The organism is Pseudomonas sp. GM74, from assembly GCF_000282455.1.
Classification (GTDB): domain Bacteria; phylum Pseudomonadota; class Gammaproteobacteria; order Pseudomonadales; family Pseudomonadaceae; genus Aquipseudomonas.
The window spans coordinates 92,359-115,151 of sequence record NZ_AKJG01000039.1 but is presented as its reverse complement, the minus strand read 5'-3'; the positions used below and the strand labels follow the sequence as shown (position 1 = coordinate 115,151).

The window sequence follows — 22,793 nt, the reverse complement described above, 5'->3', positions numbered from 1 at the left end:
ATGAACGTATCACTCACGCCCAACGAAACCACCGTGCAGAAGGTCAAGCTGTTGATTGACGGCGAGTGGGTCGAATCCAAGACCACCGAGTGGCACGACATCATCAACCCGGCGACCCAACAGGTGCTGGCCAAGGTGCCGTTTGCCACCGCCGAAGAAGTCGACGCGGCCATCAGCGCCGCCCATCGTGCTTTCCAGACCTGGAAGCTGACGCCCATCGGCGCGCGGATGCGCATCATGCTCAAGCTCCAGGCGCTGATTCGCGAACACTCCAAGCGCATCGCCGCGGTCCTGAGCGCAGAGCAGGGCAAGACCATTGCCGACGCCGAAGGCGATATATTCCGTGGGCTGGAAGTGGTCGAGCACGCCTGCTCCATCGGCAGCCTGCAAATGGGTGAATTCGCTGAAAACGTCGCCGGTGGCGTCGACACCTACACCCTGCGCCAGCCGATCGGCGTGTGCGCCGGCATTACCCCGTTCAACTTCCCGGCGATGATTCCGCTGTGGATGTTCCCGATGGCCATCGCCTGCGGTAATACCTTCGTACTCAAGCCGTCGGAACAGGACCCGATGTCGACCATGCTCCTGGTGGAACTGGCGATTGAGGCCGGCATTCCGGCCGGCGTGCTCAACGTCGTGCATGGTGGCAAGGACGTGGTGGACGGGCTCTGCACCCACAAGGACATCAAGGCGGTTTCCTTCGTCGGTTCAACCGCCGTCGGCACTCATGTCTATGACCTGGCCGGTAAACACGGCAAGCGCGTGCAATCGATGATGGGCGCCAAGAACCACGCCGTGGTGCTGCCGGACGCCAATCGCGAGCAAGCGCTGAATGCGTTGGTGGGTGCCGGTTTTGGCGCTGCCGGTCAACGCTGCATGGCCACCTCGGTGGTGGTGCTGGTGGGCGCGGCCAAGCAGTGGCTGCCGGATCTCAAGGCGCTGGCGCAGAAGCTCAAGGTCAATGCCGGCAGCGAGCCGGGCACCGACGTCGGCCCGGTGATCTCGAAAAAGGCCAAGGCACGGATTCTCGACCTGATCGAGAGCGGCATCAAGGAAGGCGCGAAACTGGAGCTGGACGGTCGCGAGATTTCGGTTCCCGGTTACGAGAAGGGCAACTTTGTCGGCCCGACCCTGTTCTCCGGCGTGACCACCGACATGCAGATCTACACCCAGGAAATCTTCGGCCCGGTGCTGGTGGTGCTGGAGGTCAATACGCTCGACGAGGCCATCGCCCTGGTCAACGCCAACCCGTTCGGAAACGGCACGGGCCTGTTCACCCAGAGCGGCGCGGCGGCACGTAAATTCCAGAACGAAATCGACGTCGGCCAGGTCGGCATCAACATCCCGATTCCGGTGCCGGTCCCGTTCTTCAGCTTCACCGGTTCGCGTGGTTCCAAGCTCGGCGACCTCGGCCCGTACGGCAAGCAAGTGGTGCAGTTCTACACTCAGACCAAGACCGTCACCAGTCGCTGGTTCGATGACAACAGCGTCAACGACGGTGTGAACACCACCATCAACCTGCGTTAAGGAGCCGGACATGAAAATCGCTTTTATCGGCCTGGGTAACATGGGGGCGCCGATGGCGCGCAACCTGATCAAGGCCGGCCATGCACTGCGCCTGGTGGACCTGAACAAAGCCGTGCTGGCGGAACTGGAACAACTGGGCGGCAGTATCAGCGCATCGGCCCGTGAAGCGGCAGAAGGTGCCGAACTGGTCATCACCATGCTGCCTGCCGCGGTGCATGTACGCAGCGTGTGGCTGGGTGAAGACGGCGTGCTCGCCGGTATCGGCAAAGGTGTTCCGGCCGTGGATTGCAGCACCATCGATCCACAGACCGCGCGGGACGTAGCCACCGCCGCTGCCAAACAGGGTGTGGCCATGGCCGATGCGCCGGTCTCTGGCGGCACCGGTGGTGCAGCAGCCGGGACGCTGACCTTCATGGTCGGTGCCACTCCCGAACTGTTCGCCACCCTGCAACCGGTACTGGCGCAAATGGGCCGCAACATCGTCCATTGTGGTGAGGTCGGCACCGGGCAAATCGCTAAAATCTGCAACAACCTGCTGCTGGGGATTTCCATGGTCGGCGTCAGCGAAGCCATGGCGCTGGGCGACGCGCTGGGCATCGACACCAAGGTGCTGGCGGGCATCATCAACAGCTCTACCGGGCGTTGCTGGAGTTCGGAGATGTACAACCCATGGCCGGGCATCGTTGAAACGGCGCCGGCTTCGCGCGGTTACACCGGTGGTTTCGGTGCCGAACTGATGCTCAAGGATCTGGGGCTGGCGACCGAAGCGGCGCGTCAGGCGCACCAGCCGGTGGTACTCGGCGCGGTGGCCCAGCAGTTGTATCAGGCGATGAGTTTGCGTGGGGAAGGTGGTCAGGACTTCTCGGCGATCATCAACGGCTATCGCAAACCGCAATAGCAAGGCTGTGGCAAGAAACTGTGGGAGCGAGCTTGCTCGCGATGAGGTCGTTACAGTCGACATTGATGGTGACTGACCCACCGCTATCGCGAGCAAGCTCGCTCCCACAGGGTACGGCGTTTACCTGAAGACTTTTGACCGGGAGATCACGTCGGGTGACCCCCGGTTTTTTTGCATCAGGCAAACACGAAATATTTGCGCACGGTTTCCACCACTTCCCAGGTGCCTTTCATCCCCGGCTCAATGACAAAAATGTCGCCGGCGCGCAGGTGGATCGGCGCCATGCCTTCGGGGGTGATGATGCAATAGCCTTCCTGGAAATGGCAGTACTCCCACTTCACATACTCCACATACCACTTGCCGGGCGTGCAGATCCAGGTGCCCATGATCTTGCTGCCGTCTTCACTGGTGTAGGCATTGAGGTTGACGGTGTGCGGGTCGCCTTCGAGCTTTTCCCATTTGCAGGCGTCGAGCACGGGCAGCGGGTGGGTGTCGCGAAGAACGGTAATCGGTGCGGTCATGATGACTCCGGGCAGTGGGCTCAAGAACTGAAGTCGAACCCTATAGCGCCTGTCCGTGGGTCAGTTGTCTGTGCTCGACACTGAGCTGTCCAGAAACGCACAGTCTTCAGAGATGGGGCAACGGGCAGTCGAGCCTGGATTGTTCGAGACTGTTTTCGAACTCGACCAATTGCGCGTGCTGTTGCGACAGCGCCGCTATCCGTTCGGCGATTTCCCGTTTTTTGCTGGCGATGACCTGATGGGCCCGTTCCCATGGCAACTGCGGGCCCTGATGTCCGGCGAAGGCTGACTGCAATTCCTTGAGTCTGAAACCCAGCTGCTGGGCACATTTGATGAACATCAGCAGATCGACACTGTGCTGGTCATAGATGCGGTATTTGCCCTGACGTCGGGCGGCAGGCAACAGGCCAATCGACTCGTAGTGACGGATGCTTTTGACAGTGGTTCCGGAACGTTGCGCGGCTTGGCCGATGTACATGGGAAGGTCCTTTTCTCCGAGGATAAAGCTCGGCGCATTATCGACCGACTCAAGCGCTGGCGATAGCTTCGGCCTGGCGTAACCACTCCGTATGTCGATCTGCGCTGGCGCCGAGAATTGGCCCGAAGGTGAGGGTGCAGGTTGGCTTGATGCCACAGAATTCCAGTGTGGTTTTACGGACCTGATGCAAACCGGGCATGCGGTAGATCCAGCGGTAGTACCAGGGCGGCGTGTCCATGGTCACCAGCAGGTGAGCGGTTCGCCCGTGCAGGAGTTTGTCGGGGAAGGCTTTGCCCTGGCGATACTTGAAGGCAAAACCCGGCAAGAACACCCGGTCGAAAAAGCCCTTGAGCAAGGCCGGTACGCCGCCCCACCAGATCGGATAAACCAGTGTCAGCTGTTCGGCCCACAGGATGTCGGCCTGGGCGTTACGCAAGTCGGCCTCCAGCGGCTGGACCTGCTGATAGCCTTCGCGCAGCACCGGGTCAAAATCCAGGGTGCCGAGAAACAACTGACGCACCTCATGCCCGGCGCGCACTGCCGACAGTGTGTAACGCTCGGCAAGGGCGGCGCAGAAGCTGTTGCTGGACGGATGCCCGAGGATCACCAGTATTCGTTTACCCATCATCGCTGTCCTTAAAGATCAAACCTCAAGGATAAAGTCTGCCCCTCAGGGGAGAGTCAAGGCGTGCAGCAGGGCCTTGGCATAGCCGGGCAATGCGGCGAAGTCCCGTGTACAGAGCAGCAATTTGCGTTGGCCCCAGGGTTCTTGCAGGGCGAGGCTCTTGAAGGGCAGGCCGCCTGACCCGCGCTCGACCGCGGCCAGCGGCACAATCGCCACGCCCGCGCCACGGGCGACCATGCGCATCACGCCATCGAAGCCATCGGCGCGGATGCGAATCTGCATGCGCAGGCCGGCGTGCAGTGCCTGTTCTTCGAGATAAACCGCCAGCGCACTGTTGGCATTCAGGCCGACGTAGTCGTGATGCAGCGTGTCGGTGAAGCTCACCGAGGTTGCCTGTGCCAGGGGATGTTCGCGGGGCATGATCAGCACCAGCGGATCATCGCGGAACGGTCGGGTCTGCAAGTCATCGGTGTCCACCGCATCGGAAACGATGCCCAGGTCTGCCGCGCCCTGGCGCAAGGCGTGGGTGATACGGGCGCTGGGCAGTTCCTGCAGGTCGATGTCGAGGTTGGGATGGCTGTGCAGGAAGTCCGCGAGCTGCTCTGGCAGGTACTCGGTGATTGCCGTGGTGTTGCACAGCAGCCGCACCTGGCCTTTGACGCCCTTGGCGTATTCGGCCAGTTCCTGTTGCAGTCGTTCGGCCTGTTGCAACAGGACCCGCGCGTGTCGGGCCAGGGCATTGCCGGCCGGCGTCGGGCTGATCCCGCGACGATTGCGCTGAAGAAATTCGACGCCCAGCGACGACTCCATCGCTCGGATGCGTGCGCTGGCCGCCGCGAGTGACAAATGACTGCGTGCCGCGCCGGCGGTGATGTTGCCGGAGTCGAGGATGTTCAGGTACAGGCGCAGGTCGGTCAGGTCGAAGTGCATTGCGGCAACCTCAGGATGTGTGTCGTCTGGGACGACGCCTTCGCGAGCAAGTCGGATCGCCGCACCGCCGCTCCCACAGTGGATCGCGTCACCTGTGGGAGCGGGCTTGCCCGCGAAGAGGCCAGTCGCTTCAGCGAAACTCTTAGCCTCTGTCAAAGCAAGAGGCAACCTCAGTATATGGCAGATTTTCAATCAACCCCCGCGGGCTCACCATAGCCCCATGAACACACTCTCGGCGTTTTTCCAGAATCTCGGATTGGCCCTGTCATTGCTGGTGATCGGCACCTTTGTGCTGGCCGGCATGATCAAGGGTGTGATCGGCCTCGGCCTGCCAACGGTTGCCATGGGCCTGCTCGGTCTGGCTATGGCACCGACGCAGGCTGCGGCGCTGCTGATCATCCCGGCGACCTTGACCAACCTCTGGCAACTGGCCTTCGGCGGGCATCTGTCGGGGCTAATCAAACGACTGTGGCCGATGTTGCTGGCGATCTTCATCGGCACCGGGGCAGGCACGCTGTGGATCGGCATGAGCGGTGGCCATGGGGTGGTGCGAGGGTTGGGCGCTGCGTTGTTGCTGTATGCGCTGAGTGGATTGTGCCTGCCGACCATGCGCGTGGGGCGGTGCAGCGAACGCTGGCTCGCTCCGCTGTGTGGCCTGCTGACCGGCGTCATCACTTCGGCCACCGGCGTGTTCGTGATTCCGGCGGTGCCTTATCTGCAAGCACTGGGCTTGAGCAAGGACGAGCTGGTGCAGGCGCTGGGCCTGTCGTTCACCGTCTCGACCCTGGCCCTGGCCGGTGGCTTGCTATGGCGCGGCGCGCTCGGCGGGGGCGAGTTGAGCGCGTCGCTGCTGGCGCTGATCCCGGCCATGCTCGGCATGTGGCTGGGGCAATCGCTGCGCCAGCGGATCAGCGCCCTGTGGTTCAAACGCGTGTTTTTCGTTGGCCTGGGTGTGTTGGGCGGCCATTTGCTGATCAGCGGCTAGCGGACGACGGGCTGATCATTTCGATGGCGCGGATTTCGAAGTCCCGTTCCAGGTATTCATCGCGCTGCTCGAGGAACTGCTTCATGTGCGGCAGGTTCGAGTGCACGTCGAGGTGGGCCTGGGATTGCCAGATTTCGTAGAAGATGAACAGGGTCGGGTCCTGTTTGTCGCGCAACATGTGGTATTCGATGCAGCCGGGTTCGGCTCGGCTCGCTTGCACGTAGCCGCTGAAAAAGGCTTCGAAGGCGTCGGATTTTTCCGGGCGGGTCTTGGCGTGCAGGATGAAGCCCTGGATTTCACTCATCTACATCTCTCCTCAGGTCAGAATGGGCACCAGTCTAAGGCAACAATCGATTGTGGATTTGTGCTTGTAGGTCAAATGAATTTTGCCAAATCGACGCTTATTCCGCGCGAGGCCGACCGGTACTCTGCCGCCATCGAATTCCCGACCCTTCCCGAGACCTCCCATGAAAAAAGTCCTGTTGCTCAATGGCGGCAAACAATTTGCGCACTCCGACGGCCGCTACAACACCACCCTGCATGAAGCCGCGTTGAGCGTGCTGGATCGCGGGGGTCTGGACGTCAAAACCACCTTCATCGACGAGGGCTACGACGTCGCCGAAGAAGTGGCCAAGTTCCTCTGGGCCGACGTGATCATCTACCAGATGCCCGGTTGGTGGATGGGTGCACCGTGGACCGTGAAAAAGTACATCGATGAAGTCTTCACCGAGGGCCATGGCAGCCTCTATGCCAGCGACGGTCGCACCCGTTCGGACGCGTCGCAGAAGTACGGCAGCGGCGGCCTGATTCACGGCAAGCAGTACATGTTGTCGCTGACCTGGAACGCCCCGCAGCAAGCCTTCGACGACCCGACCGACTTCTTTGAGGCCAAAGGCGTGGACGCGGTGTACTTCCCGTTCCACAAGGCCAACGAGTTCCTGGGCATGACCGGTTTGCCGACGTTCCTCTGCGTGGACGTGATGAAGCGCCCGAACATCGAAGGCGACGTGGCGCGCTATGAGCAGCATTTGGCTGAGGTGTTTGGCCTCAAGGCATGACGCTCGGCTACTATCCGATGCAACGGCCAGGAAGATCGCAGCGCCGATTCGCAAACGAGGACACCCGTGAAAGCCAGATCCGATGAATTGCAGATATTCGTCTGCGTGATTGAATGCGGGTCGATTTCTGCGGCGGCCGAGCAGGTCGGGCAGACGCCTTCGGCGGTCAGCCGTACGCTGTCGCGGCTGGAGGCCAAGCTCGACACCACCTTGATCAATCGCACCACGCGACGCATGGACCTGACCGAGGAGGGCAAGTACTTCTTCGAGCACGCCAAGCGCATTCTTGATCAAATGGACGAGCTCGAAGAGCGCCTGTCCTCACGCCAGCAAACACCGTCCGGGCGTCTGCGGATCAACGCGGCATCACCTTTCATGCTGCACGCCATCGTGCCCTACATCGATGAATTCCGCAGGCTCTACCCGGACATCCAGCTCGAACTCAACAGCAATGACTTGATCATCGACCTGCTGGAACAGAGCACCGACATCGCCATTCGCATTGGCACCCTGACCGACTCGACACTGCATGCCCGCTCCCTGGGTTGCAGCCCGCTGCACATTGTCGCCAGCCCGGCGTACCTGGAAAAGCACGGCACACCGCAAGCCGTGGCTGACCTGGCCAACCATACGCTGCTGGGGTTCACCCAGAACGAAGGCCTCAACCAATGGCCGCTGCGTTATGTGCATGGCGATCGCTGGCCGATCCAGGCGTCGATCAGCGCCTCCAGCGGCGAGACCATCCGCCATCTGGCACTGGACGGCCAGGGCATCGCCAGCCTGTCGCATTTCATGACCATCGAGGACATTCGTGCCGGACGCTTGAAAGTGTTGCTGGCCGAATTCAACAGCGGCTAACGCCAGCCGATCAATGCGGTGTACTACCGCAACTCGCAGCTGGCCTTGCGGATTCAATGCTTCCTGGACTTTATCCAGGGCAAGTTGGCGGATTATGCGAGCGCGGATTTCAAAAGCTGATTCGTGACCCCTGCGCAAAAGTGAATTGGGTCAGAGGGCATTTTTCGGCAGTGATCGCTACCGGATACTCCTTGCATCACTTATCCACGCAGGGAGTTTCTCCATGAACGTATTCGTTACCGGTGCCGCCGGTTTTATCGGCGGTTCCATCGCCACGGGCCTGGTCCAGGCCGGCCACGCTGTCACCGGTCTGGTGCGCAGCGCCGAACAGGCCGATGAGCTGCGTGCACTGGGCATCACCCCGGTGATCGGCACCCTCGACGACTCCGCCCTGTTGGCCGATCAGGCGCTGGCTGCCGACGCTGTGATCAACGCGGCCAGCAGCGATCATCGTGACGCGGTGGAGGCCTTGCTCGATGCCTTGCGCGGCTCTGGCAAAGTGTTCCTGCACACCAGCGGTTCGAGCATTGTCGGTGATGCCTCGGGCGGTCAATCCAGCGATGACATTTACTTCGAAGACAATCTGCCGGAGCCGACCGTCGACAAAGCGGCGCGCGTGGCCATCGATAACCTGATCCTGGCGGCGGCCATGGAGGGGGTGAACTCGGCAGTGATCTGCAACACCTTGATCTACGGCCACAGCCTGGGCGTCCATCGCGACAGCGTGCAGCTGCCGCGTCTGCTCAAACAGGCGCGCAAAAGCGGCGTGGTGCGCCATGTCGGCACGGGCCGGAATATCTGGTCCAACGTGCACATCGAGGACGTGGTTGCGCTGTACCTGCTGGCGCTGACTAAAAATGTACCGGGCACGTTCTATTTCGTTGAAAGCGGTGAAGCGTCGTTCATCGACATGACTACGGCGATGGCCCGGGCGCTGAACCTGGGCGAGCCACAGGACTGGCCGCTCAAGGACGCGGAAGCCGAGTGGGGCTACGAAATGGCCAACTATGGTCTGGGTTCCAACAGTCGGGTTCGCGGCAAGCATGCGCGGGAACTGTTGGGGTGGGTGCCGAAGCGCACGTCGGTCGTGGAGTGGATTCGCGACGAGATGGTGTGAGTTCGCTTTAGACCGCGTCATCGTTCTTCGCGGGCAAGCCCGCTCCCACAGTTTCTGCGTCGTTCGATAATTTCGTGAACGGCAAAGTACCTTTGGGAGCGGGCAAGCCCGCTCCCACAGTTACTGCGTTGTTCGATAATTTTGTGAACGGCAAAGTACCTGTGGGAGCGGGCTTGCCCGCGATGGCATTTTCGATGACACAGATGATGGCCGGTCGGCCCTCGATTCCGTAACATCCGCACACTCTTTTTCGTCTCCCCCCTGTGTGCGATCTCCCCATGAAAGCAAAACGTCTACGCGCCGATGTCCTGGCCGGACTTACCACGTCCTTCGCTCTGTTGCCCGAGTGCATCGCTTTCGCCCTGGTGGCCCACCTCAATCCGCTGATGGGGCTCTATGGCGCATTCATCATCTGCACCCTGACCGCGCTGTTCGGCGGGCGACCGGGCATGGTGTCCGGCGCGGCCGGCTCGATGGCCGTGGTGATCGTCGCGCTGGTGGTGCAACACGGCGTGCAGTACTTGCTGGCCACGGTGTTGCTGGGCGGGTTGATCATGATGGCGTTCGGGCTGCTCAAGCTCGGCAAACTGGTGCGTATGGTGCCGCACCCGGTGATGCTCGGCTTCGTCAACGGCCTGGCGATCATCATTGCCCTGGCGCAAATGGAGCACTTCAAGAACGGTGAGGCCTGGTTGAGCGGTACGCCGCTGTACATGATGCTTGGCCTGGTCGCGGTGACCATGGCCATTGTCTACGTGCTGCCGCGCCTGACCCGCACCGTGCCGCCGGCGCTGGTGGCGATTCTCGGTGTGGGCCTGGCGGTGTATCTGCTTGGCTTGCCGACCCGCACCCTGGGCGACATGGCGCACATTGCCGGTGGCTTGCCGACGCTGGCGCTGCCGGACATTGCGTGGAATCTGGACACCCTGCGCATCATCGCGCCCTACGCGATCCTGATGGCGCTGGTCGGGTTGCTGGAAACCCTGTTGACCCTCAACCTCACCGACGAAATCACCGAGAGCCGTGGCTACCCGGATCGTGAGTGCGTGGCGCTGGGGGCGGCGAATGTGGTGTCCGGTGCATTCGGCGGCATGGGCGGTTGCGCCATGATCGGCCAGACCGTGATCAACCTCAGTTCCGGCGGGCGCGGGCGCTTGTCCGGGGTGGTGGCCGGAGTGTCGGTCCTGCTGTTCATCCTGTTTCTGTCGCCGCTGATCGAGCGCATTCCATTGGCCGCGCTGGTCGGGGTGATGTTCGTGGTGTCGCAACAGACCTTCGCCTGGGCCTCGTTGCGGGTGCTGAACAAGGTACCGCTCAACGACGTGCTGGTGATCATCGCGGTGACGGTGATTACCGTTTTCACCGATCTGGCCACCGCGGTGCTTTGCGGCATCATCATTGCGGCGCTGAATTTTGCCTGGCAGCAGGCCCGCCAGCTGTATGCCGACAGTCACCTGGAGAACGACGGCAGCAAGCTGTACCGAGTGCATGGCACGCTGTTCTTCGCCTCGACCACACCCTTTCTCAATCAGTTCGATCCGGCCAACGACCCGGCGCAAGTGACCCTGGATTGCCGTCACCTGAGTTTTGTCGACTACTCGGCCATCGCCGCGCTGGGCACCTTGCGCGAGCGCTACGCCAAGGCCGGCAAGCACTTGCGGGTGCTGCACTTGTCCGAGCGTTGCAAGAAATTGCTCAAGCGCGCCCGGATGCAGCACGACTGAGGTCAGTCATTCGATCTTTCCCACGCTGAGCGGGGAAAGATCGATCTGTCGGCGATGAAAATTCACACAGCCGACTTTCATAATTCGCGACACGCCATACCTCTGTACGACACCCCTTACCTCTGCACGAAAATTACTTTCACCTCGTTTGATAATCGCGCCTCGAAATGTTTTAAGAGTTTCACAAATATTTCGACGTGACCCTCTCGAGGAGTACCGCATGACCCTTTCCTTCGGCTATTGGCTGCTGGTGTATGCCGCCATCGCCATCATTGCACTGATCGTTCTGATCGCCCGTTACCGGCTCAACCCGTTCATTGTCATCACCCTGATTTCCATCGGCCTGGCGCTGGTGGCGGGCATGCCGCCGTCCGGTGTGGTGGGGGCGTACGAGGCCGGTGTCGGCAAAACCCTGGGGCACATCGCACTGGTGGTGGCGCTGGGCACCATGCTCGGCAAGATGATGGCCGAGTCCGGCGGCGCCGAGCAGGTGGCGCGGACCTTGATCGACCGCTTTGGCGAGAAGAACGCGCATTGGGCGATGGTGACCATCGCGTTTCTGGTGGGGCTGCCGCTGTTCTTCGAAGTCGGTTTCGTCTTGCTGGTGCCGATTGCCTTTACCGTGGCGCGGCGGGTGGGCGTGTCGATCCTGATGGTCGGCTTGCCGATGGTCGCCGGACTTTCGGTGGTGCATGCGCTGGTTCCACCGCACCCGGCGGCGATGCTGGCGGTGCAGGTGTATCAGGCGTCGGTGGGGCAGACCTTGATGTATGCGATCCTGATCGGCATTCCGACTGCGATCATTGCCGGTCCCCTGTACGCAAAGTTCATCGTGCCGCGCATTCAGTTGCCGGCGGAAAACCCGCTGGAACGTCAGTTCCTTGAGCGTGAACCGCGTGACAGCCTGCCAGGGTTTGGCATCACCATGGCGACCATCCTGCTGCCGGTGGTGCTGATGCTGATCGGCGGCTGGGCCAATCTGATTTCCACGCCGGGCAGTGGTTTCAACCAGTTCCTGCTGTTCATCGGCAACTCGGTGATCGCGCTGTTGCTGGCCACATTGCTGAGCTTCTGGACCCTCGGCCTGGCCCAGGGCTTCAACCGCGAATCGATCCTCAAATTCACCAACGAATGCCTGGCGCCGACCGCGAGCATCACCCTGCTGGTGGGCGCTGGTGGTGGCCTGAACCGGATTCTGGTGGATGCCGGCGTCACCGACCAGATCGTTGGCCTGGCCCACGAGTTTCATCTGTCGCCGCTGTTGATGGGCTGGCTGTTTGCTGCGTTGATGCGCATCGCCACCGGTTCTGCCACTGTGGCCATGACCACCGCTTCAGGCGTGGTCGCACCGGTGGCCATTGGTCTGGGTTATCCCCATCCGGAGTTGCTGGTGCTGGCGACGGGCGCCGGGTCGGTTATCTTTTCCCACGTCAACGACGGCGGTTTCTGGTTGATCAAGGAATACTTCAACATGACAGTGACCCAGACCTTCAAGACCTGGACCGTGCTCGAGACGTTGATCTCGGTCGTTGCCTTCGGCCTGACCGTTGGCCTTTCTTACCTGATTTAGCCGGAGCCGTTTGCATGGACATCCTCTACCAGATCCGCGCCCGTCAGGACTCCTTCAGTGCCGGTGAAGGACGCATCGCCCGTCTGATGCTCGACGACGTAGGATTTGCCGCCTCCGCCAGTCTCGATGAACTGGCGCTGCGGGCGGAGGTCAGCAGCGCCACGCTGTCGCGGTTCGCCCGTACGGTCGGCTGTAAGGACCTGCGTGACCTGCGCTTGCAGTTGGCCCAGGCCAGTGGCGTCGGCAGCCGGTTTCTCGACCCGGCGGGCACGCCCGAGCAGTCGGCGTTCTACGGGCAGATCGTGGGCGACATCGAGTCGACCTTACGCCAGCACCTGGCCGCATTCGATGAGTCGCGTTTCGCCGATGCGGTGAAACTGCTGGGCAAGGCGCGGATGATTCATGCTTTCGGCATGGGCGGCTGTTCGACCCTGTGCAGCGATGAACTGCAAGTGCGCCTGGTACGCCTGGGCTATCCGATCACGGCGTGCCACGATGCAGTGATGATGCGCGTCACCGCCGCCAGCCTCAGCGCCGAACAGGTGGTGATTGTCTGCTCACTGACCGGGATCACCCCGGAACTGATTGAAACGGTGGAGCTGGCGCGCAACTACGGCGCGCGCATCCTGGCCATCACTCGCGGCGATTCGCCGCTGGCGCAACTGGCTGACATCGTCCTGCCGCTGCAAAGCGCCGAAACCTCGTTCATCTACAAACCCACGGCGGCGCGTTACGGCATGCTGCTGGCCATCGATGTGCTCGCCACCGAGCTGGCCTTGGCCAACCCTGAAGACAATCAAGAACGTCTGCGGCGGATCAAACTCGCCCTCGACGAATACCGCGGCGGCGATGATCACTTGCCGCTGGGAGACTGACATGCAGTACGACACGCTGATTCGCAACGCCCTGATCATCGACGGCAGCAACAGCCCCGGTTACCCCGCCGACGTGGCGATTCTGAGCGGACGCATCGAGCGTATCGGCGACTTGCGCGATGCCCGTGCCAACGAAGAAATCGACGCACAGGGCCATGTGCTGGCGCCGGGTTTCATCGACGTGCACACCCATGACGACACCGTGGTCATTCGTCAACCGCAGATGTTGCCCAAGCTCAGCCAGGGCGTGACAACGGTGATCGTCGGCAACTGCGGGATCAGTGCTTCACCGGTGAGTTTGCGCGGTGATCCCCCGGACCCGATGAACCTGCTCGGCACAGCCGCTGCATTCGTTTATCCGACCTTCCGCGACTATCGTGCGGCGGTCGAAGCGGCGAACACCACGCTGAACGTCGCCGCGCTGGTCGGCCATACCGCGTTGCGCAGCAACCACCTCGACGATCTGTTCCGCACCGCCACGGCAGACGAAATCAGCGCGATGCGCGAGCAATTGCGCGAAAGCCTTAAGGCTGGCGCCTTGGGCCTGTCCACCGGCCTTGCCTATGCCAGCGCCTTCTCGGCATCCACCGATGAAGTGATGCAACTGACCGAAGAGCTGACCGCGTTCGGGGCGGTCTACACCACCCATTTACGCAGCGAATTCGAACCGGTGCTGGAGGCCATGGACGAGGCGTTCAAGATCGGTCGCCATGCGCAAAGCCCGGTGATCATTTCCCACCTCAAATGCGCCGGTGCCGGTAACTGGGGGCGTAGTCCGCAGCTGCTGGCGTCCCTCGAACAGGCGGCGAAGACCCACCCGGTGGGTTGCGATTGTTATCCCTACGCCGCGAGCTCTTCGACCCTGGACCTCAAGCAAGTGACCGATGCCCACCGCATCACCATCACCTGGTCGACGCCGCACCCGGAGATGGGCGGCCGCGACCTGATGGACATCGCCGCCGAATGGAATCTGTCGTTGCTCGATGCCGCCCGCCAACTGCAACCGGCCGGAGCGGTGTACTACGGCATGGATGAGGCGGATGTCCGCCGGATCCTCGCGCATCCGCTGTCGATGGTCGGCTCCGACGGCTTGCCGGAAGATCCGTTCCCGCACCCACGCCTGTGGGGCGCATTCCCTCGGGTACTCGGACATTTCAGCCGTGACGTGGGACTGTTCCCACTGCACACCGCCGTGCACAAGATGACCGGGCTGTCGGCGGCGCGTTTCGGTTTGAAGGGGCGCGGTGAGATCCGCGAAGGCCATTGGGCCGACCTGGTGTTGTTCGATCCGGCGACCATCCGTGATGTTGCCGACTTCAACGATCCGCAGCGGGCGGCACAAGGCATTGAGGGCGTATGGATCAACGGTGTGTTGAGCTACCGCGATGGCCAGGCCAACGGGCGCAGGGAAGGGCGGTTCCTGGCCCGGGAAGGGGATTTGCGCACGGGTTTTCAGTGAGTTTCGAGGACTGCGTCACAGTGATGGCATTTTGAGATTAAAGAATGGCGTTTCCGCGCCGAAGGACTGACATCAAATCCGACTACCATTGTTGTTCAATCATGTAGGAGCGAGTCTGCTCGCGATGGAGTCAAAGGCGCCGCGTTTAGCCAGTCAAAACGCGTGATCGTTAACGACCATCGCGAGCCAGCTCGCTCCTACAGGTCTTTCATCGTCTGGGAGCAACCCGATGAGCTTCGGCAAAACCACTCCGGTCCTGCGTATTTTCGACGAAGCCAAGGCCGTGGAGTTCTACGTCGACTTCCTCGGTTTCAAGATCGACTGGCAACATCGACTTGAAGCGGATTTCCCGCTGTACCTGCAAATCTCCCGTGGCGATTGTGTGCTGCATTTGTCCGAACACCATGGCGACAGCGCACCGGGTTCTGCGCTGCGGATCGAGACGGATGAGCTGGAGCAGTTTCAGCAGCAACTGTTGGCCAGGGAATACAGGTTTTCCCATCCGCAGATTCAGGCCATGCCCTGGGGCAGCCAGGACATGACCATCGCCGACCCGTTCGGCAATCGCTTGGTGTTCACCAACGCGATCAGTCTCTGAACCTTCAACCCTTCAGCCTTCGTTCGGCACCCGGTGGGTTTGGCGAAACTCACCCGGCGGCATCCCGCGCCGGCTTTTGAACGTGCGGTGAAACGAACGGGGTTCGGTGAAACCCAGGTATTGGGCGATGTCCTGAATCGGCAGGGTGCTGTTGAGCAGGTAATGCTCGGCCAGTTCCTGGCGCAGGTCATCGAGGATCTGCTGGTACGACGTACCGGCCTGATGCAGCTGGCGTTGCAGCGTGCGCACGGACACGGCGAGATGCTCGGCCACCTGCTCCTTGCGTGGCAGGCCTTCCTTGAGCAACTGGCGCAGGATGCTTTTGACCCGCTGTTCCAGCGATGCGTCCTCCAGTGTGGCCATCAATCCCTGGGCATGTTCTTCCAGCGTGCGCAGCAATTGCGCATCGGCCTGGCGCAATGGCAACTGCAAATACGGCAACGGGACAATCAGCGCTGAATAAGGCTGGTCGAACAGTACCGGGCAGTCGAAGATCTGCTCGTACTCTGCCAGCGTTGTGTCGGCCGGACAGGCATGTTCCAGCCAGACGGCGGCCGGCGACATTTGCGTGTCGGCGATCCAGCGCGCGTATTGCAGCCAGGAGCCGAGCACGTTTTCCACCAGGTGCCGGCGAATTCGCGGGCGTTGATGGCGGCAGGTCCAGATCAGGTGTACGTCGCTGCCTTGCACCTCGGCGCGGCTGACGCCCATGTCTCCTACCAGTTTTTCGAACGGCATGATGCGGCTCATCGCATCGCCCAGTGTCGCGCAGTTCATGGTGATGTAACCCAGCACGCTCCAGGAGTTGGGCAACACAAAACGCGCGGCGTTGAGACCGAACAACGGATCGCCCGAGTGTTCGCAGAAATAATCGAGCAGCCGTTCATGGGCTTCACCGGGCAACCGCAGGCTGTTGTCGCTCAATTGCTGTGCCTGCAACCCGGCAGCCGCCAACGCAGGCTCGATGGCCATGCCCAGTTGTTCGGCATGACGCAGGTACTTGAGCAGCGGCGGAACGGAAGTGAAGCCCAGGGATTGCATGATCGTATTCCTTTGATCAAGGCCCGCGTGCGCGGATGAATGCCCTGAAAGGTAATTTGAAACCACGGCTAAAGTAAATGGCTGACGCCTGCGCGACGTTTGACTCAATTGGCTACTCGAACTGGCCCGATGCGACCGTGACACTTTCCGGCGGCTGACTAGTATGGGGGCCTGAAATATCACTGATCAGAACCGCAAAAGGACACACGCATGCGACGCTGGAACGGCTGGGGAGATGCAACCACGGTGGTCGAACTGCCGGCCCAGGGCGCGAGTTTTCTCGCCCGGCGGGTGGGTGACGGTCGAGCGCTGCCCGACGCGACGCTTGAGACGGCTTTGGCCCGCGTACCTCCATCGCGGTTGCAGCCACACTTCCTGTACAGCGTGGATGCCCATGATCGTTTGCTGCATGCCCGGGGCCAGAGCCTGCCGGACTGGCTGGCGTTGCGTGAGGGCGAGCTGGGAAATTACCCCGACGCCGTGGCCTATCCCGTGAGCGCTGAACAGATTCGCCGTTTACTGCTGCTCGCCCATGAACAGGACCTGTGTCTGATTCCCTATGGCGGCGGCACCTCGGTGGCCGGTCACATCAATCCGCCGAGTTCCGCGCGGCCGGTGGTGACGGTTTCCCTGGCCCGCATGAATCGCCTGCTGGACCTCGACGAAGAGAGTCTGCTGGCCACCTTCGGCCCCGGCACCAGTGGACCGCAGGTGGAAAGTCAGTTGCGCGCCCGGGGTTACACCCTGGGGCATTTCCCGCAGTCGTGGGAACTGTCGACCCTGGGTGGCTGGGTCGCCAGCCGCTCCAGTGGCCAGCAGTCGCTGCGCTATGGGCGAATCGAGCAACTGTTCGCTGGCGGGACCCTGGAAACCTTTGCCGGACCTTTGGAAATCGCTTCCTTTCCGGCCTCGGCGGCCGGGCCTGATCTGCGCGAGGTGGTGTTGGGCTGTGAGGGCCGTTTCGGGATCATTTCCGAGGTGAAGGTGCGGGTCAGCGCACTGCCCGCCGACGAGCGCTTCTATGGGGTGTTTCTGCCCGATTGGCCCAGGGCGCTGCAAGCCATTCGCCAGTTGGCCCAGGCGCGGGTGCCGCTGTCGATGCTGCGTCTGTCCAACGCGGTGGAAACCGAAACCCAGCTGGCGCTGGCCGGTCACCCGCAGCAGATCGCCTGGCTGGAAAAGTACCTGGCCCTGCGCGGCGCCGGTGAGGGTAAATGCCTGCTGACGTTCGGTGTGACCGGCAACCGTCGGCAAAATTCGTTGTCCCTGCGTCAGGCCCGGCAGCACCTCAAGGCGTTCGGCGGCGTGTTTACCGGCACCTTGCTTGGCAAGAAGTGGGCGCAGAACCGTTTTCGTTTTCCCTACCTGCGGGAAAACCTGTGGAACGCAGGTTACGTGGTGGACACCCTGGAAACGGCCACTGACTGGAGCAACGTCGACAACCTGCTCACGCTGATCGAAAACAGCCTGCGCGACGCCTTGGCTGCCGAAGGCGAGCGGGTGCATGTCTTCACCCACCTTTCCCATGTCTACGGCGAAGGGTCGAGCATCTACACCACCTATGTGTTTCGCCCGGCGGCGGACTACCCCGCCACCCTGGCGCGCTGGCAGGCACTCAAACAGGCAGCCAGCCAGACCATCGTCGATAACCAAGGCACCATCAGCCACCAGCATGGCGTGGGCAAGGATCACGCGCCGTACCTGTTGCGGGAGAAGGGCGCGCTGGCGATGGACACCCTGCAGGCTCTGAGTCGGCATTTCGATCCGGCCGGGCGACTGAACCCTGGCACGCTGTTGCAGGAGTGACGGCCATGAGCCTGGACTGGAACGCGGCGTGGCGACAGCGGGTGCTGCCGACGCTGGCGGATGAAACCTGGGACCTGATCGTCATCGGCGGCGGCATCAGCGGCGCCGGTATCCTGCGCGAAGCCGCGCGCCGTGGCTGGCGCTGCCTGCTGCTGGAACAGCGCGATTTCGCCTGGGGCACCTCCAGCCGCTCCTCGAAAATGGTCCATGGCGGTTTGCGCTATATCGCCAAGGGCCAGTGGCGCTTGACCCGCGATTCGGTCCGCGAACGCCAGCGCCTGCTCGATGAAGCGCCGGGGCTGGTGGAGCCGATGAGTTTCATGATGCCGCATTACCGTGGCGGTTTTCCCGGACCTCGGGTGCTGGGTGGTTTGCTGTCCGTCTATGACGCATTGGCCGGGCGGCGCAGCCATCACTTCCATGACGCGCAACAACTGCGTTATCTGGCGCCAGGGGTGAAGGAAGACGGCCTTCTGGGTGGCACCTGTTTTATCGATGCGCTGACCGATGATGCCCGCCTGGTGATGCGCGTTCTGGGCGAGGCCCGGGCCGACGGCGCCGTGGTGCTCAACGGTGTGCGTGTGCAGCAATTGCTGCGTGAAGCGGGGCGTGTTTGCGGGGTTCAGGTCGAAGACTGCGAGGGCGGCGGGTCACTGACGTTGCGTTGCGGTGTGCTGGCCGTGGCCACCGGCGCTTGGGCCGAACGCTTGCGCCTGCCCGATGCACCTCGCCAGTTGCGCCCATTGCGTGGCAGTCATCTGTTGTTGCCGGGTTGGCGCCTGCCCGTGGCGCAAGCCTTCACCTTCCTGCACGAGCGTGACCGTCGACCGGTGTTCGTTTTCCCGTGGGAGGGCGCCACGGTGGTCGGCACTACGGACCTCGATCATCACGGCGATCTGGACCAGAGCGCGAGCATCAGTCCCGAGGAACTCGACTATCTGCTGGCGGCCTGTAGTCAGCAATTCCCCGGCGCTGAAGTGGTCGCTGCCGATGTGCTGTCGACCTGGTCGGGGGTGCGCCCGGTGGTGGGCAGTGCGGCGGGTGAGCATCAAGACAAACCGTCGAATGAAACCCGTGAGCATGTGCTGTGGCAGGAGCCAGGTTGCGTGACCCTGGCCGGCGGCAAGCTGACCACGTTTCGCCCGCAAGCCATCGAAGTGCTCAAGGCTTGCGCGGCCATGCTCGATCGTCCGTTCGTTGATGACGCCGCACCGGTGTTTGCCGTCGTGCCGCCACTGGCGATCCCTGGGCTCAGCGTCAGCCAGTGGCGACGACTGGCCGGGCGGCATGGCCGTGACCTGCCGAGGCTGGCGCAACTGATCGCTGAGCTGGGCCATGACACCGTCGGCGGCACTGACACCTTGTGGGCGGAACTGGCCGTTGCCTGCGATGGGGAAATGGTCCTGCACCTGGATGACCTGCTGCTGCGCCGAACCCGCCTGGGCCTGTTGCTGCCGCGCGGTGGCGAGGATTATTTCGCCGCCATTCGCCAGCTCTGCCAACCGCGACTGGGCTGGGGCGATGAGCATTGGCAGCAGGAATTACAGCGTTATCGGGCGTTGTGGCAACGCCATCATGGTTTGCCGGATACCGCGCATTGATGCCCATTGAAGAGAGCTCCATGGATAACCACCCGAACAAGCGTTACCTGTTGGCCATCGACAATGGCACCCAGAGCGTGCGCGCGCTGCTCTTCGACCTGCAGGGCAATCTGCTGGGCAAAGGCAAGGTCGAGTTGCAGGCCTATTATTCGACTCAACCCGGCTGGGCCGAGCAGGACCCTGAGTATTACTGGGCAAAACTGGGTGAGGCCTGCCAGCAGTTGTGGCAGCAAACCGGCATCGATCGTTCACAGATTGCCGGTGTTTCCCTGACCACCCAACGCGGCACCGTGATCAACGTCGATGCCCAGGGCAAGGCGCTGCGCCCGGCGATCCTGTGGCTCGATCAACGCCAGGCCGAAGTCAAAGGCGGCATCAAGGGGCCGTGGGGCTGGCTGTTCAAGCTGGTCGGCGCGCAAGCCACGGTGGACTACTTTCGCGCCCAGGCCGAGGCCAACTGGATCGCCCGTAATCAGCCTGACGTCTGGGCGGCAACCGACAAATTCTTGCTGCTATCGGGGTTTCTCACCCATCGCCTTTGCGGGCGCTTTGTCGATTCCGTGGGCTGTTGCGTCGGTTACCTGCCGTTCGACTTCAAGCGCTTGCGCTGGGCCGCACCCGCCGACTGGAAATGGCAGGCGCTGGCAGTGCGTCCCGAGCAACTGCCGGGCCTGCACAAACCCGGTGAAACCCTGGGCTACATCAGCGCCGAGGCCAGCCGCCACACCGGCATTCCCGAGGGGCTGCCGCTGATCGCCGCGGGTGCCGACAAGGCTTGCGAAGTCGTGGGTTCCGGCGTCGTCGACCCAGGCACCGTATGCCTTTCCTACGGCACCACGGCGACGATCACCAGCACCCGGTCGCGCTACCTGGAAATCGTCCCGTTGATTCCGCCTTACCCGTCCGCAGTGCCGGATCAATACAACTGCGAGGTGATGATTTATCGCGGCTACTGGATGGTCAGCTGGTTCAAGAACGAGTTCGGTCTGCGGGAAATGCAGCAGGCCAAAGCCCAGGGTGTGGAGCCCGAGCAACTCTTCGATGCACTGGTCGACGCCGTGCCGCCAGGCTCCATGGGGTTGATGCTGCAACCCTACTGGTCGCCCGGCATCCGCGAGCCGGGCGTGGAAGCCAAGGGCGCGATGATCGGCTTCGGCGATGTGCATACCCGCGCGCACATTTACCGGGCGATCCTCGAAGGTCTGGCGTATGCCTTGCGTCAGGGCCTGGAGAAAATCGAGAAGCGCTCGAAGGTCTCGATCAAGCGCTTGCGCGTCGCCGGTGGAGGTTCGCAGAGTGATGCCGCGATGCAGCTCACGGCGAACATTTTCGGCCTGCCGGCCGAGCGTCCGCATATCTACGAAGCGTCCGGCCTGGGCGCGGCCATTTGCTGCGCGGTGGGCCTGGGGCTGCACGCGGACTTCCCCACGGCGATGGCCGCCATGACGCGGGTCGGTACGGTGTTCATGCCGCAACCCGAGGCGCAGCAGATCTATGAGCGACTGTACAAAGAGGTCTACCTGCGCATGTATCGACAGCTCAAGCCGTTGTACCAAAGCATCCGCAAAATCACCGGTTACCCCGCTTAGGAAAACACCCGAGAACCCTGTGGGAGCGAGCTTGCTCGCGATGACGGCAGCAAATTCGATATCAATGGTGACTGACCCACCGCCATCGCAAGCAAGCTCGCTCCCACAATGACCTTCGGTGTTTTTTTACACCGCGCATGTGGCGCTATCGGAGAGCTTTTCTGGTGAGATTGGACAGTGTCAGGGGCAAGGTCGGTTGTTAGGCTCAACCCCCACGGCACATCCAATAAGAACCAGGCAATGAAGCTGACATTCCTCCTGTTGCTGCTTTGTTCAACGGCCCCCACAGCCTGGGGCTGGTCGAACCATACGGTGGGCAGCTACCTGGCGTTGCAGGATTTGCCGACGTTGCGTGATGCACCGCAGGTTGAAGTCGAGCCGCTGGAACAGTTTCTTTCGCAGCAATACCAGGCCGTGAGTGCGCTGCTCGATGAGCAGGAGCGCTTCGCCCGCGAGCACTTCGCCCAATACCCGCCGCGCCCGGACAGCCTGCGATTGCCTGCCGTGCCCGGGGACAATCTGCGCCACGACTTCCTCACCGCACTGCGCATCAATCCCGGGATTCATCTGGCGATGGTCATCCAGCCGATGCCGGGCAAGGATCTGCCCGAGCGTGAACACCTCAAGGCCGAACAAGTCATGGTGGAGCAGACGCTCTCACCGTGGAGTCGCCAGCGCTTCATCGTTGTGGCTGACCACGAACAAGTCGCGCCCCTGGCCGTGTTGGCCAGCGCCGCCGATGAGCCGGATTACGGCCACGACATCAACCTGTTCAGCGACAACCCGGGCGAAGTCGGCGCGTTGTACGGCTTCGGCCCGCAGCCCTTCGGCGACGCCCGGTTTCAGTACAGCTCCCAGGCGCCGTTCCACATGGGGTTTTTCCATGAAAGCCCGGTGGTGTATGCCGCTGCCGGGTTTCTTCAGCGCAGCTGGCCGGACTGGCGCGCCTACCAGTACATGGGGTTGGCGCGACTGGCGTTTGCCACTGGCCATCCTTATTGGGGCTATCGCTTTCTCGGCTGGGGCCTGCACCACATTCAGGACCTGACCCAGCCTTATCACGCCAAGCCATTGCCCGGCGTCGACCTCGCCAATCTTCTTCTTTTGGAAGGCAAGGCACTGGTCGGATTCGATGCCGACAAGCAGGCGGCCATCGAACGGGTCGCCACCCGGCACATGGAAGTCGAGAAATATCAGTCGACCTGGCTTCGTCGCCTGCTGTGCGCCGGCCAGGCACACCCGATGCTCGACGTTTATGCCGACTCTGACCAAGACGCCCGTTACCCACCGTACTCGGTGGACTACCTGCGCGAAGTGGTGAGTGCCGAGTCCATCGACGAATCCGCAGCGTTTGATGCAGCCATCGGCCAGTGGCTGGACACAGCACCGATCACCAGCAATTTCAGCAACGGTAATCAGTTGCAGCGCGAAGACTTCGACCATCCGGCACTTAACCGACAGCTGTTCAAACTGCTGGGACATTTCGGCGCCCACAGCCGGATTTACGCCGGTGCGGGATTGGCTCCATAGCCA

Annotated in this window: 20 protein-coding genes and 1 pseudogene; 15 read left to right on the top strand and 6 right to left on the bottom strand. The window is 62.0% G+C overall.

Going from position 1 to position 22,793, the window contains the following annotated elements; all coding sequences use genetic code 11:
* Entirely contained in the window at nucleotides 1-1,527 is a 1,527-nt protein-coding gene (locus tag PMI34_RS21390; RefSeq protein ID WP_008047572.1) for a CoA-acylating methylmalonate-semialdehyde dehydrogenase, read from the top strand.
* A 10-nt stretch (nucleotides 1,528-1,537) separates the two neighbouring features.
* Nucleotides 1,538-2,425, top strand: a complete 888-nt coding sequence (mmsB, locus tag PMI34_RS21395) for a 3-hydroxyisobutyrate dehydrogenase (protein ID WP_008047570.1) — start codon at nucleotides 1,538-1,540, stop codon at nucleotides 2,423-2,425.
* 176 nt (nucleotides 2,426-2,601) lie between these two features.
* Here the strand turns inward: mmsB and PMI34_RS21400 are convergent, their stop codons facing one another.
* The 4 genes from PMI34_RS21400 to PMI34_RS21415 form a co-directional block, all read right to left on the bottom strand.
* Nucleotides 2,602-2,946: a cupin domain-containing protein gene (locus PMI34_RS21400; protein WP_007900627.1), complete on the bottom strand. Its 345-nt coding sequence runs from the start codon at nucleotides 2,944-2,946 to the stop codon at nucleotides 2,602-2,604.
* A gap of 106 nt (nucleotides 2,947-3,052) precedes the next feature.
* Nucleotides 3,053-3,424: a MerR family transcriptional regulator gene (locus PMI34_RS21405; RefSeq protein WP_008047568.1), complete on the bottom strand. Its 372-nt coding sequence runs from the start codon at nucleotides 3,422-3,424 to the stop codon at nucleotides 3,053-3,055.
* Between the two features lie 49 nt (nucleotides 3,425-3,473).
* The gene (locus PMI34_RS21410) at nucleotides 3,474-4,052 is read right to left on the bottom strand and encodes an NAD(P)H-dependent oxidoreductase (protein WP_008047566.1); all 579 of its coding nucleotides are present in this window, start codon (nucleotides 4,050-4,052) and stop codon (nucleotides 3,474-3,476) included.
* 42 nt (nucleotides 4,053-4,094) lie between these two features.
* Nucleotides 4,095-4,979: a LysR family transcriptional regulator gene (locus PMI34_RS21415; protein WP_008047564.1), complete on the bottom strand. Its 885-nt coding sequence runs from the start codon at nucleotides 4,977-4,979 to the stop codon at nucleotides 4,095-4,097.
* Nucleotides 4,980-5,199: 220 nt separating this feature from the next.
* On the opposite strand from PMI34_RS21415, the gene PMI34_RS21420 reads away from it, so the two are divergent.
* On the top strand, nucleotides 5,200-5,964 hold the full coding sequence (locus PMI34_RS21420; protein ID WP_008047562.1) for a sulfite exporter TauE/SafE family protein: 765 nt from the start codon (nucleotides 5,200-5,202) through the stop codon (nucleotides 5,962-5,964).
* Here the strand turns inward: PMI34_RS21420 and PMI34_RS21425 are convergent.
* Nucleotides 5,954-6,268, bottom strand: a complete 315-nt coding sequence (locus PMI34_RS21425) for a putative quinol monooxygenase (RefSeq protein ID WP_008047557.1) — start codon at nucleotides 6,266-6,268, stop codon at nucleotides 5,954-5,956. The genes PMI34_RS21420 and PMI34_RS21425 overlap by 11 nt on opposite strands.
* Before the next feature lie 163 nt (nucleotides 6,269-6,431).
* Here PMI34_RS21425 and PMI34_RS21430 point away from each other — a divergent pair, with 163 nt between their 5' ends.
* The 8 genes and pseudogenes from PMI34_RS21430 (at nucleotide 6,432) to PMI34_RS21465 (ending at nucleotide 15,223) form a co-directional block, all read left to right on the top strand.
* Nucleotides 6,432-7,022, top strand: a complete 591-nt coding sequence (locus PMI34_RS21430; protein WP_008047554.1) for an NAD(P)H-dependent oxidoreductase — start codon at nucleotides 6,432-6,434, stop codon at nucleotides 7,020-7,022.
* A 66-nt stretch (nucleotides 7,023-7,088) separates the two neighbouring features.
* Nucleotides 7,089-8,000 (top strand): annotated as a pseudogene (locus PMI34_RS21435) (LysR family transcriptional regulator).
* 103 nt (nucleotides 8,001-8,103) lie between these two features.
* Nucleotides 8,104-8,997, top strand: a complete 894-nt coding sequence (locus PMI34_RS21440) for an NAD-dependent epimerase/dehydratase family protein (RefSeq protein WP_008047550.1) — start codon at nucleotides 8,104-8,106, stop codon at nucleotides 8,995-8,997.
* A gap of 278 nt (nucleotides 8,998-9,275) precedes the next feature.
* On the top strand, nucleotides 9,276-10,721 hold the full coding sequence (locus PMI34_RS21445; protein WP_008047547.1) for a SulP family inorganic anion transporter: 1,446 nt from the start codon (nucleotides 9,276-9,278) through the stop codon (nucleotides 10,719-10,721).
* Between the two features lie 220 nt (nucleotides 10,722-10,941).
* A complete protein-coding gene (locus tag PMI34_RS21450; RefSeq protein ID WP_008047545.1) occupies nucleotides 10,942-12,291 on the top strand; it encodes a GntT/GntP/DsdX family permease in 1,350 nt (449 codons plus the stop codon).
* Between the two features lie 14 nt (nucleotides 12,292-12,305).
* Nucleotides 12,306-13,166 (top strand): MurR/RpiR family transcriptional regulator, encoded by an 861-nt coding sequence (locus PMI34_RS21455; protein ID WP_007973204.1) that lies wholly within the window; start codon nucleotides 12,306-12,308, stop codon nucleotides 13,164-13,166.
* A 1-nt stretch (nucleotide 13,167) separates the two neighbouring features.
* A complete protein-coding gene (locus PMI34_RS21460; protein ID WP_008047544.1) occupies nucleotides 13,168-14,625 on the top strand; it encodes an N-acyl-D-amino-acid deacylase family protein in 1,458 nt (485 codons plus the stop codon).
* Between the two features lie 229 nt (nucleotides 14,626-14,854).
* Complete coding sequence (locus PMI34_RS21465; protein ID WP_008047543.1) at nucleotides 14,855-15,223, top strand: glyoxalase superfamily protein; 369 nt, start codon at nucleotides 14,855-14,857, stop codon at nucleotides 15,221-15,223.
* 12 nt (nucleotides 15,224-15,235) lie between these two features.
* On the opposite strand, the gene gliR is transcribed toward PMI34_RS21465, so the two are convergent.
* Nucleotides 15,236-16,264 (bottom strand): AraC family transcriptional regulator GliR, encoded by a 1,029-nt coding sequence (gene gliR, locus PMI34_RS21470; protein ID WP_008047541.1) that lies wholly within the window; start codon nucleotides 16,262-16,264, stop codon nucleotides 15,236-15,238.
* Between the two features lie 210 nt (nucleotides 16,265-16,474).
* On the opposite strand from gliR, the gene PMI34_RS21475 reads away from it, so the two are divergent.
* The 4 genes from PMI34_RS21475 to PMI34_RS21490 all read left to right on the top strand — a co-directional run bounded on the left by PMI34_RS21475 (nucleotide 16,475) and on the right by PMI34_RS21490 (nucleotide 22,790).
* Nucleotides 16,475-18,070 carry an FAD-binding oxidoreductase gene (locus PMI34_RS21475; RefSeq protein ID WP_008047539.1) on the top strand — a complete coding sequence of 532 codons (1,596 nt, stop codon included), beginning with the start codon at nucleotides 16,475-16,477 and terminating at the stop codon, nucleotides 18,068-18,070.
* A gap of 5 nt (nucleotides 18,071-18,075) precedes the next feature.
* The gene (locus tag PMI34_RS21480) at nucleotides 18,076-19,671 is read left to right on the top strand and encodes a glycerol-3-phosphate dehydrogenase/oxidase (protein WP_008047537.1); all 1,596 of its coding nucleotides are present in this window, start codon (nucleotides 18,076-18,078) and stop codon (nucleotides 19,669-19,671) included.
* Between the two features lie 20 nt (nucleotides 19,672-19,691).
* A complete protein-coding gene (locus PMI34_RS21485; protein WP_032829442.1) occupies nucleotides 19,692-21,260 on the top strand; it encodes an FGGY-family carbohydrate kinase in 1,569 nt (522 codons plus the stop codon).
* A gap of 240 nt (nucleotides 21,261-21,500) precedes the next feature.
* Nucleotides 21,501-22,790 carry a hypothetical protein gene (locus PMI34_RS21490; RefSeq protein ID WP_008047534.1) on the top strand — a complete coding sequence of 430 codons (1,290 nt, stop codon included), beginning with the start codon at nucleotides 21,501-21,503 and terminating at the stop codon, nucleotides 22,788-22,790.
* The last annotated feature ends 3 nt before the right edge of the window (nucleotides 22,791-22,793 follow it).

Bases quoted from the DNA above. Each gene is read 5' to 3' on its own strand.
- PMI34_RS21390 (WP_008047572.1), top strand. From the start codon at position 1: ATGAACGTATCACTCACGCCCAACGAAACCACCGTGCAGAAGGTCAAG.
- mmsB (WP_008047570.1), top strand. From the start codon at position 1,538: ATGAAAATCGCTTTTATCGGCCTGGGTAACATGGGGGCGCCGATGGCG.
- PMI34_RS21400 (WP_007900627.1), bottom strand. From the start codon at position 2,946: ATGACCGCACCGATTACCGTTCTTCGCGACACCCACCCGCTGCCCGTG.
- PMI34_RS21405 (WP_008047568.1), bottom strand. From the start codon at position 3,424: ATGTACATCGGCCAAGCCGCGCAACGTTCCGGAACCACTGTCAAAAGC.
- PMI34_RS21410 (WP_008047566.1), bottom strand. From the start codon at position 4,052: ATGATGGGTAAACGAATACTGGTGATCCTCGGGCATCCGTCCAGCAAC.
- PMI34_RS21415 (WP_008047564.1), bottom strand. From the start codon at position 4,979: ATGCACTTCGACCTGACCGACCTGCGCCTGTACCTGAACATCCTCGAC.
- PMI34_RS21420 (WP_008047562.1), top strand. From the start codon at position 5,200: ATGAACACACTCTCGGCGTTTTTCCAGAATCTCGGATTGGCCCTGTCA.
- PMI34_RS21425 (WP_008047557.1), bottom strand. From the start codon at position 6,268: ATGAGTGAAATCCAGGGCTTCATCCTGCACGCCAAGACCCGCCCGGAA.
- PMI34_RS21430 (WP_008047554.1), top strand. From the start codon at position 6,432: ATGAAAAAAGTCCTGTTGCTCAATGGCGGCAAACAATTTGCGCACTCC.
- PMI34_RS21440 (WP_008047550.1), top strand. From the start codon at position 8,104: ATGAACGTATTCGTTACCGGTGCCGCCGGTTTTATCGGCGGTTCCATC.
- PMI34_RS21445 (WP_008047547.1), top strand. From the start codon at position 9,276: ATGAAAGCAAAACGTCTACGCGCCGATGTCCTGGCCGGACTTACCACG.
- PMI34_RS21450 (WP_008047545.1), top strand. From the start codon at position 10,942: ATGACCCTTTCCTTCGGCTATTGGCTGCTGGTGTATGCCGCCATCGCC.
- PMI34_RS21455 (WP_007973204.1), top strand. From the start codon at position 12,306: ATGGACATCCTCTACCAGATCCGCGCCCGTCAGGACTCCTTCAGTGCC.
- PMI34_RS21460 (WP_008047544.1), top strand. From the start codon at position 13,168: ATGCAGTACGACACGCTGATTCGCAACGCCCTGATCATCGACGGCAGC.
- PMI34_RS21465 (WP_008047543.1), top strand. From the start codon at position 14,855: ATGAGCTTCGGCAAAACCACTCCGGTCCTGCGTATTTTCGACGAAGCC.
- gliR (WP_008047541.1), bottom strand. From the start codon at position 16,264: ATGCAATCCCTGGGCTTCACTTCCGTTCCGCCGCTGCTCAAGTACCTG.
- PMI34_RS21475 (WP_008047539.1), top strand. From the start codon at position 16,475: ATGCGACGCTGGAACGGCTGGGGAGATGCAACCACGGTGGTCGAACTG.
- PMI34_RS21480 (WP_008047537.1), top strand. From the start codon at position 18,076: ATGAGCCTGGACTGGAACGCGGCGTGGCGACAGCGGGTGCTGCCGACG.
- PMI34_RS21485 (WP_032829442.1), top strand. From the start codon at position 19,692: ATGGATAACCACCCGAACAAGCGTTACCTGTTGGCCATCGACAATGGC.
- PMI34_RS21490 (WP_008047534.1), top strand. From the start codon at position 21,501: ATGAAGCTGACATTCCTCCTGTTGCTGCTTTGTTCAACGGCCCCCACA.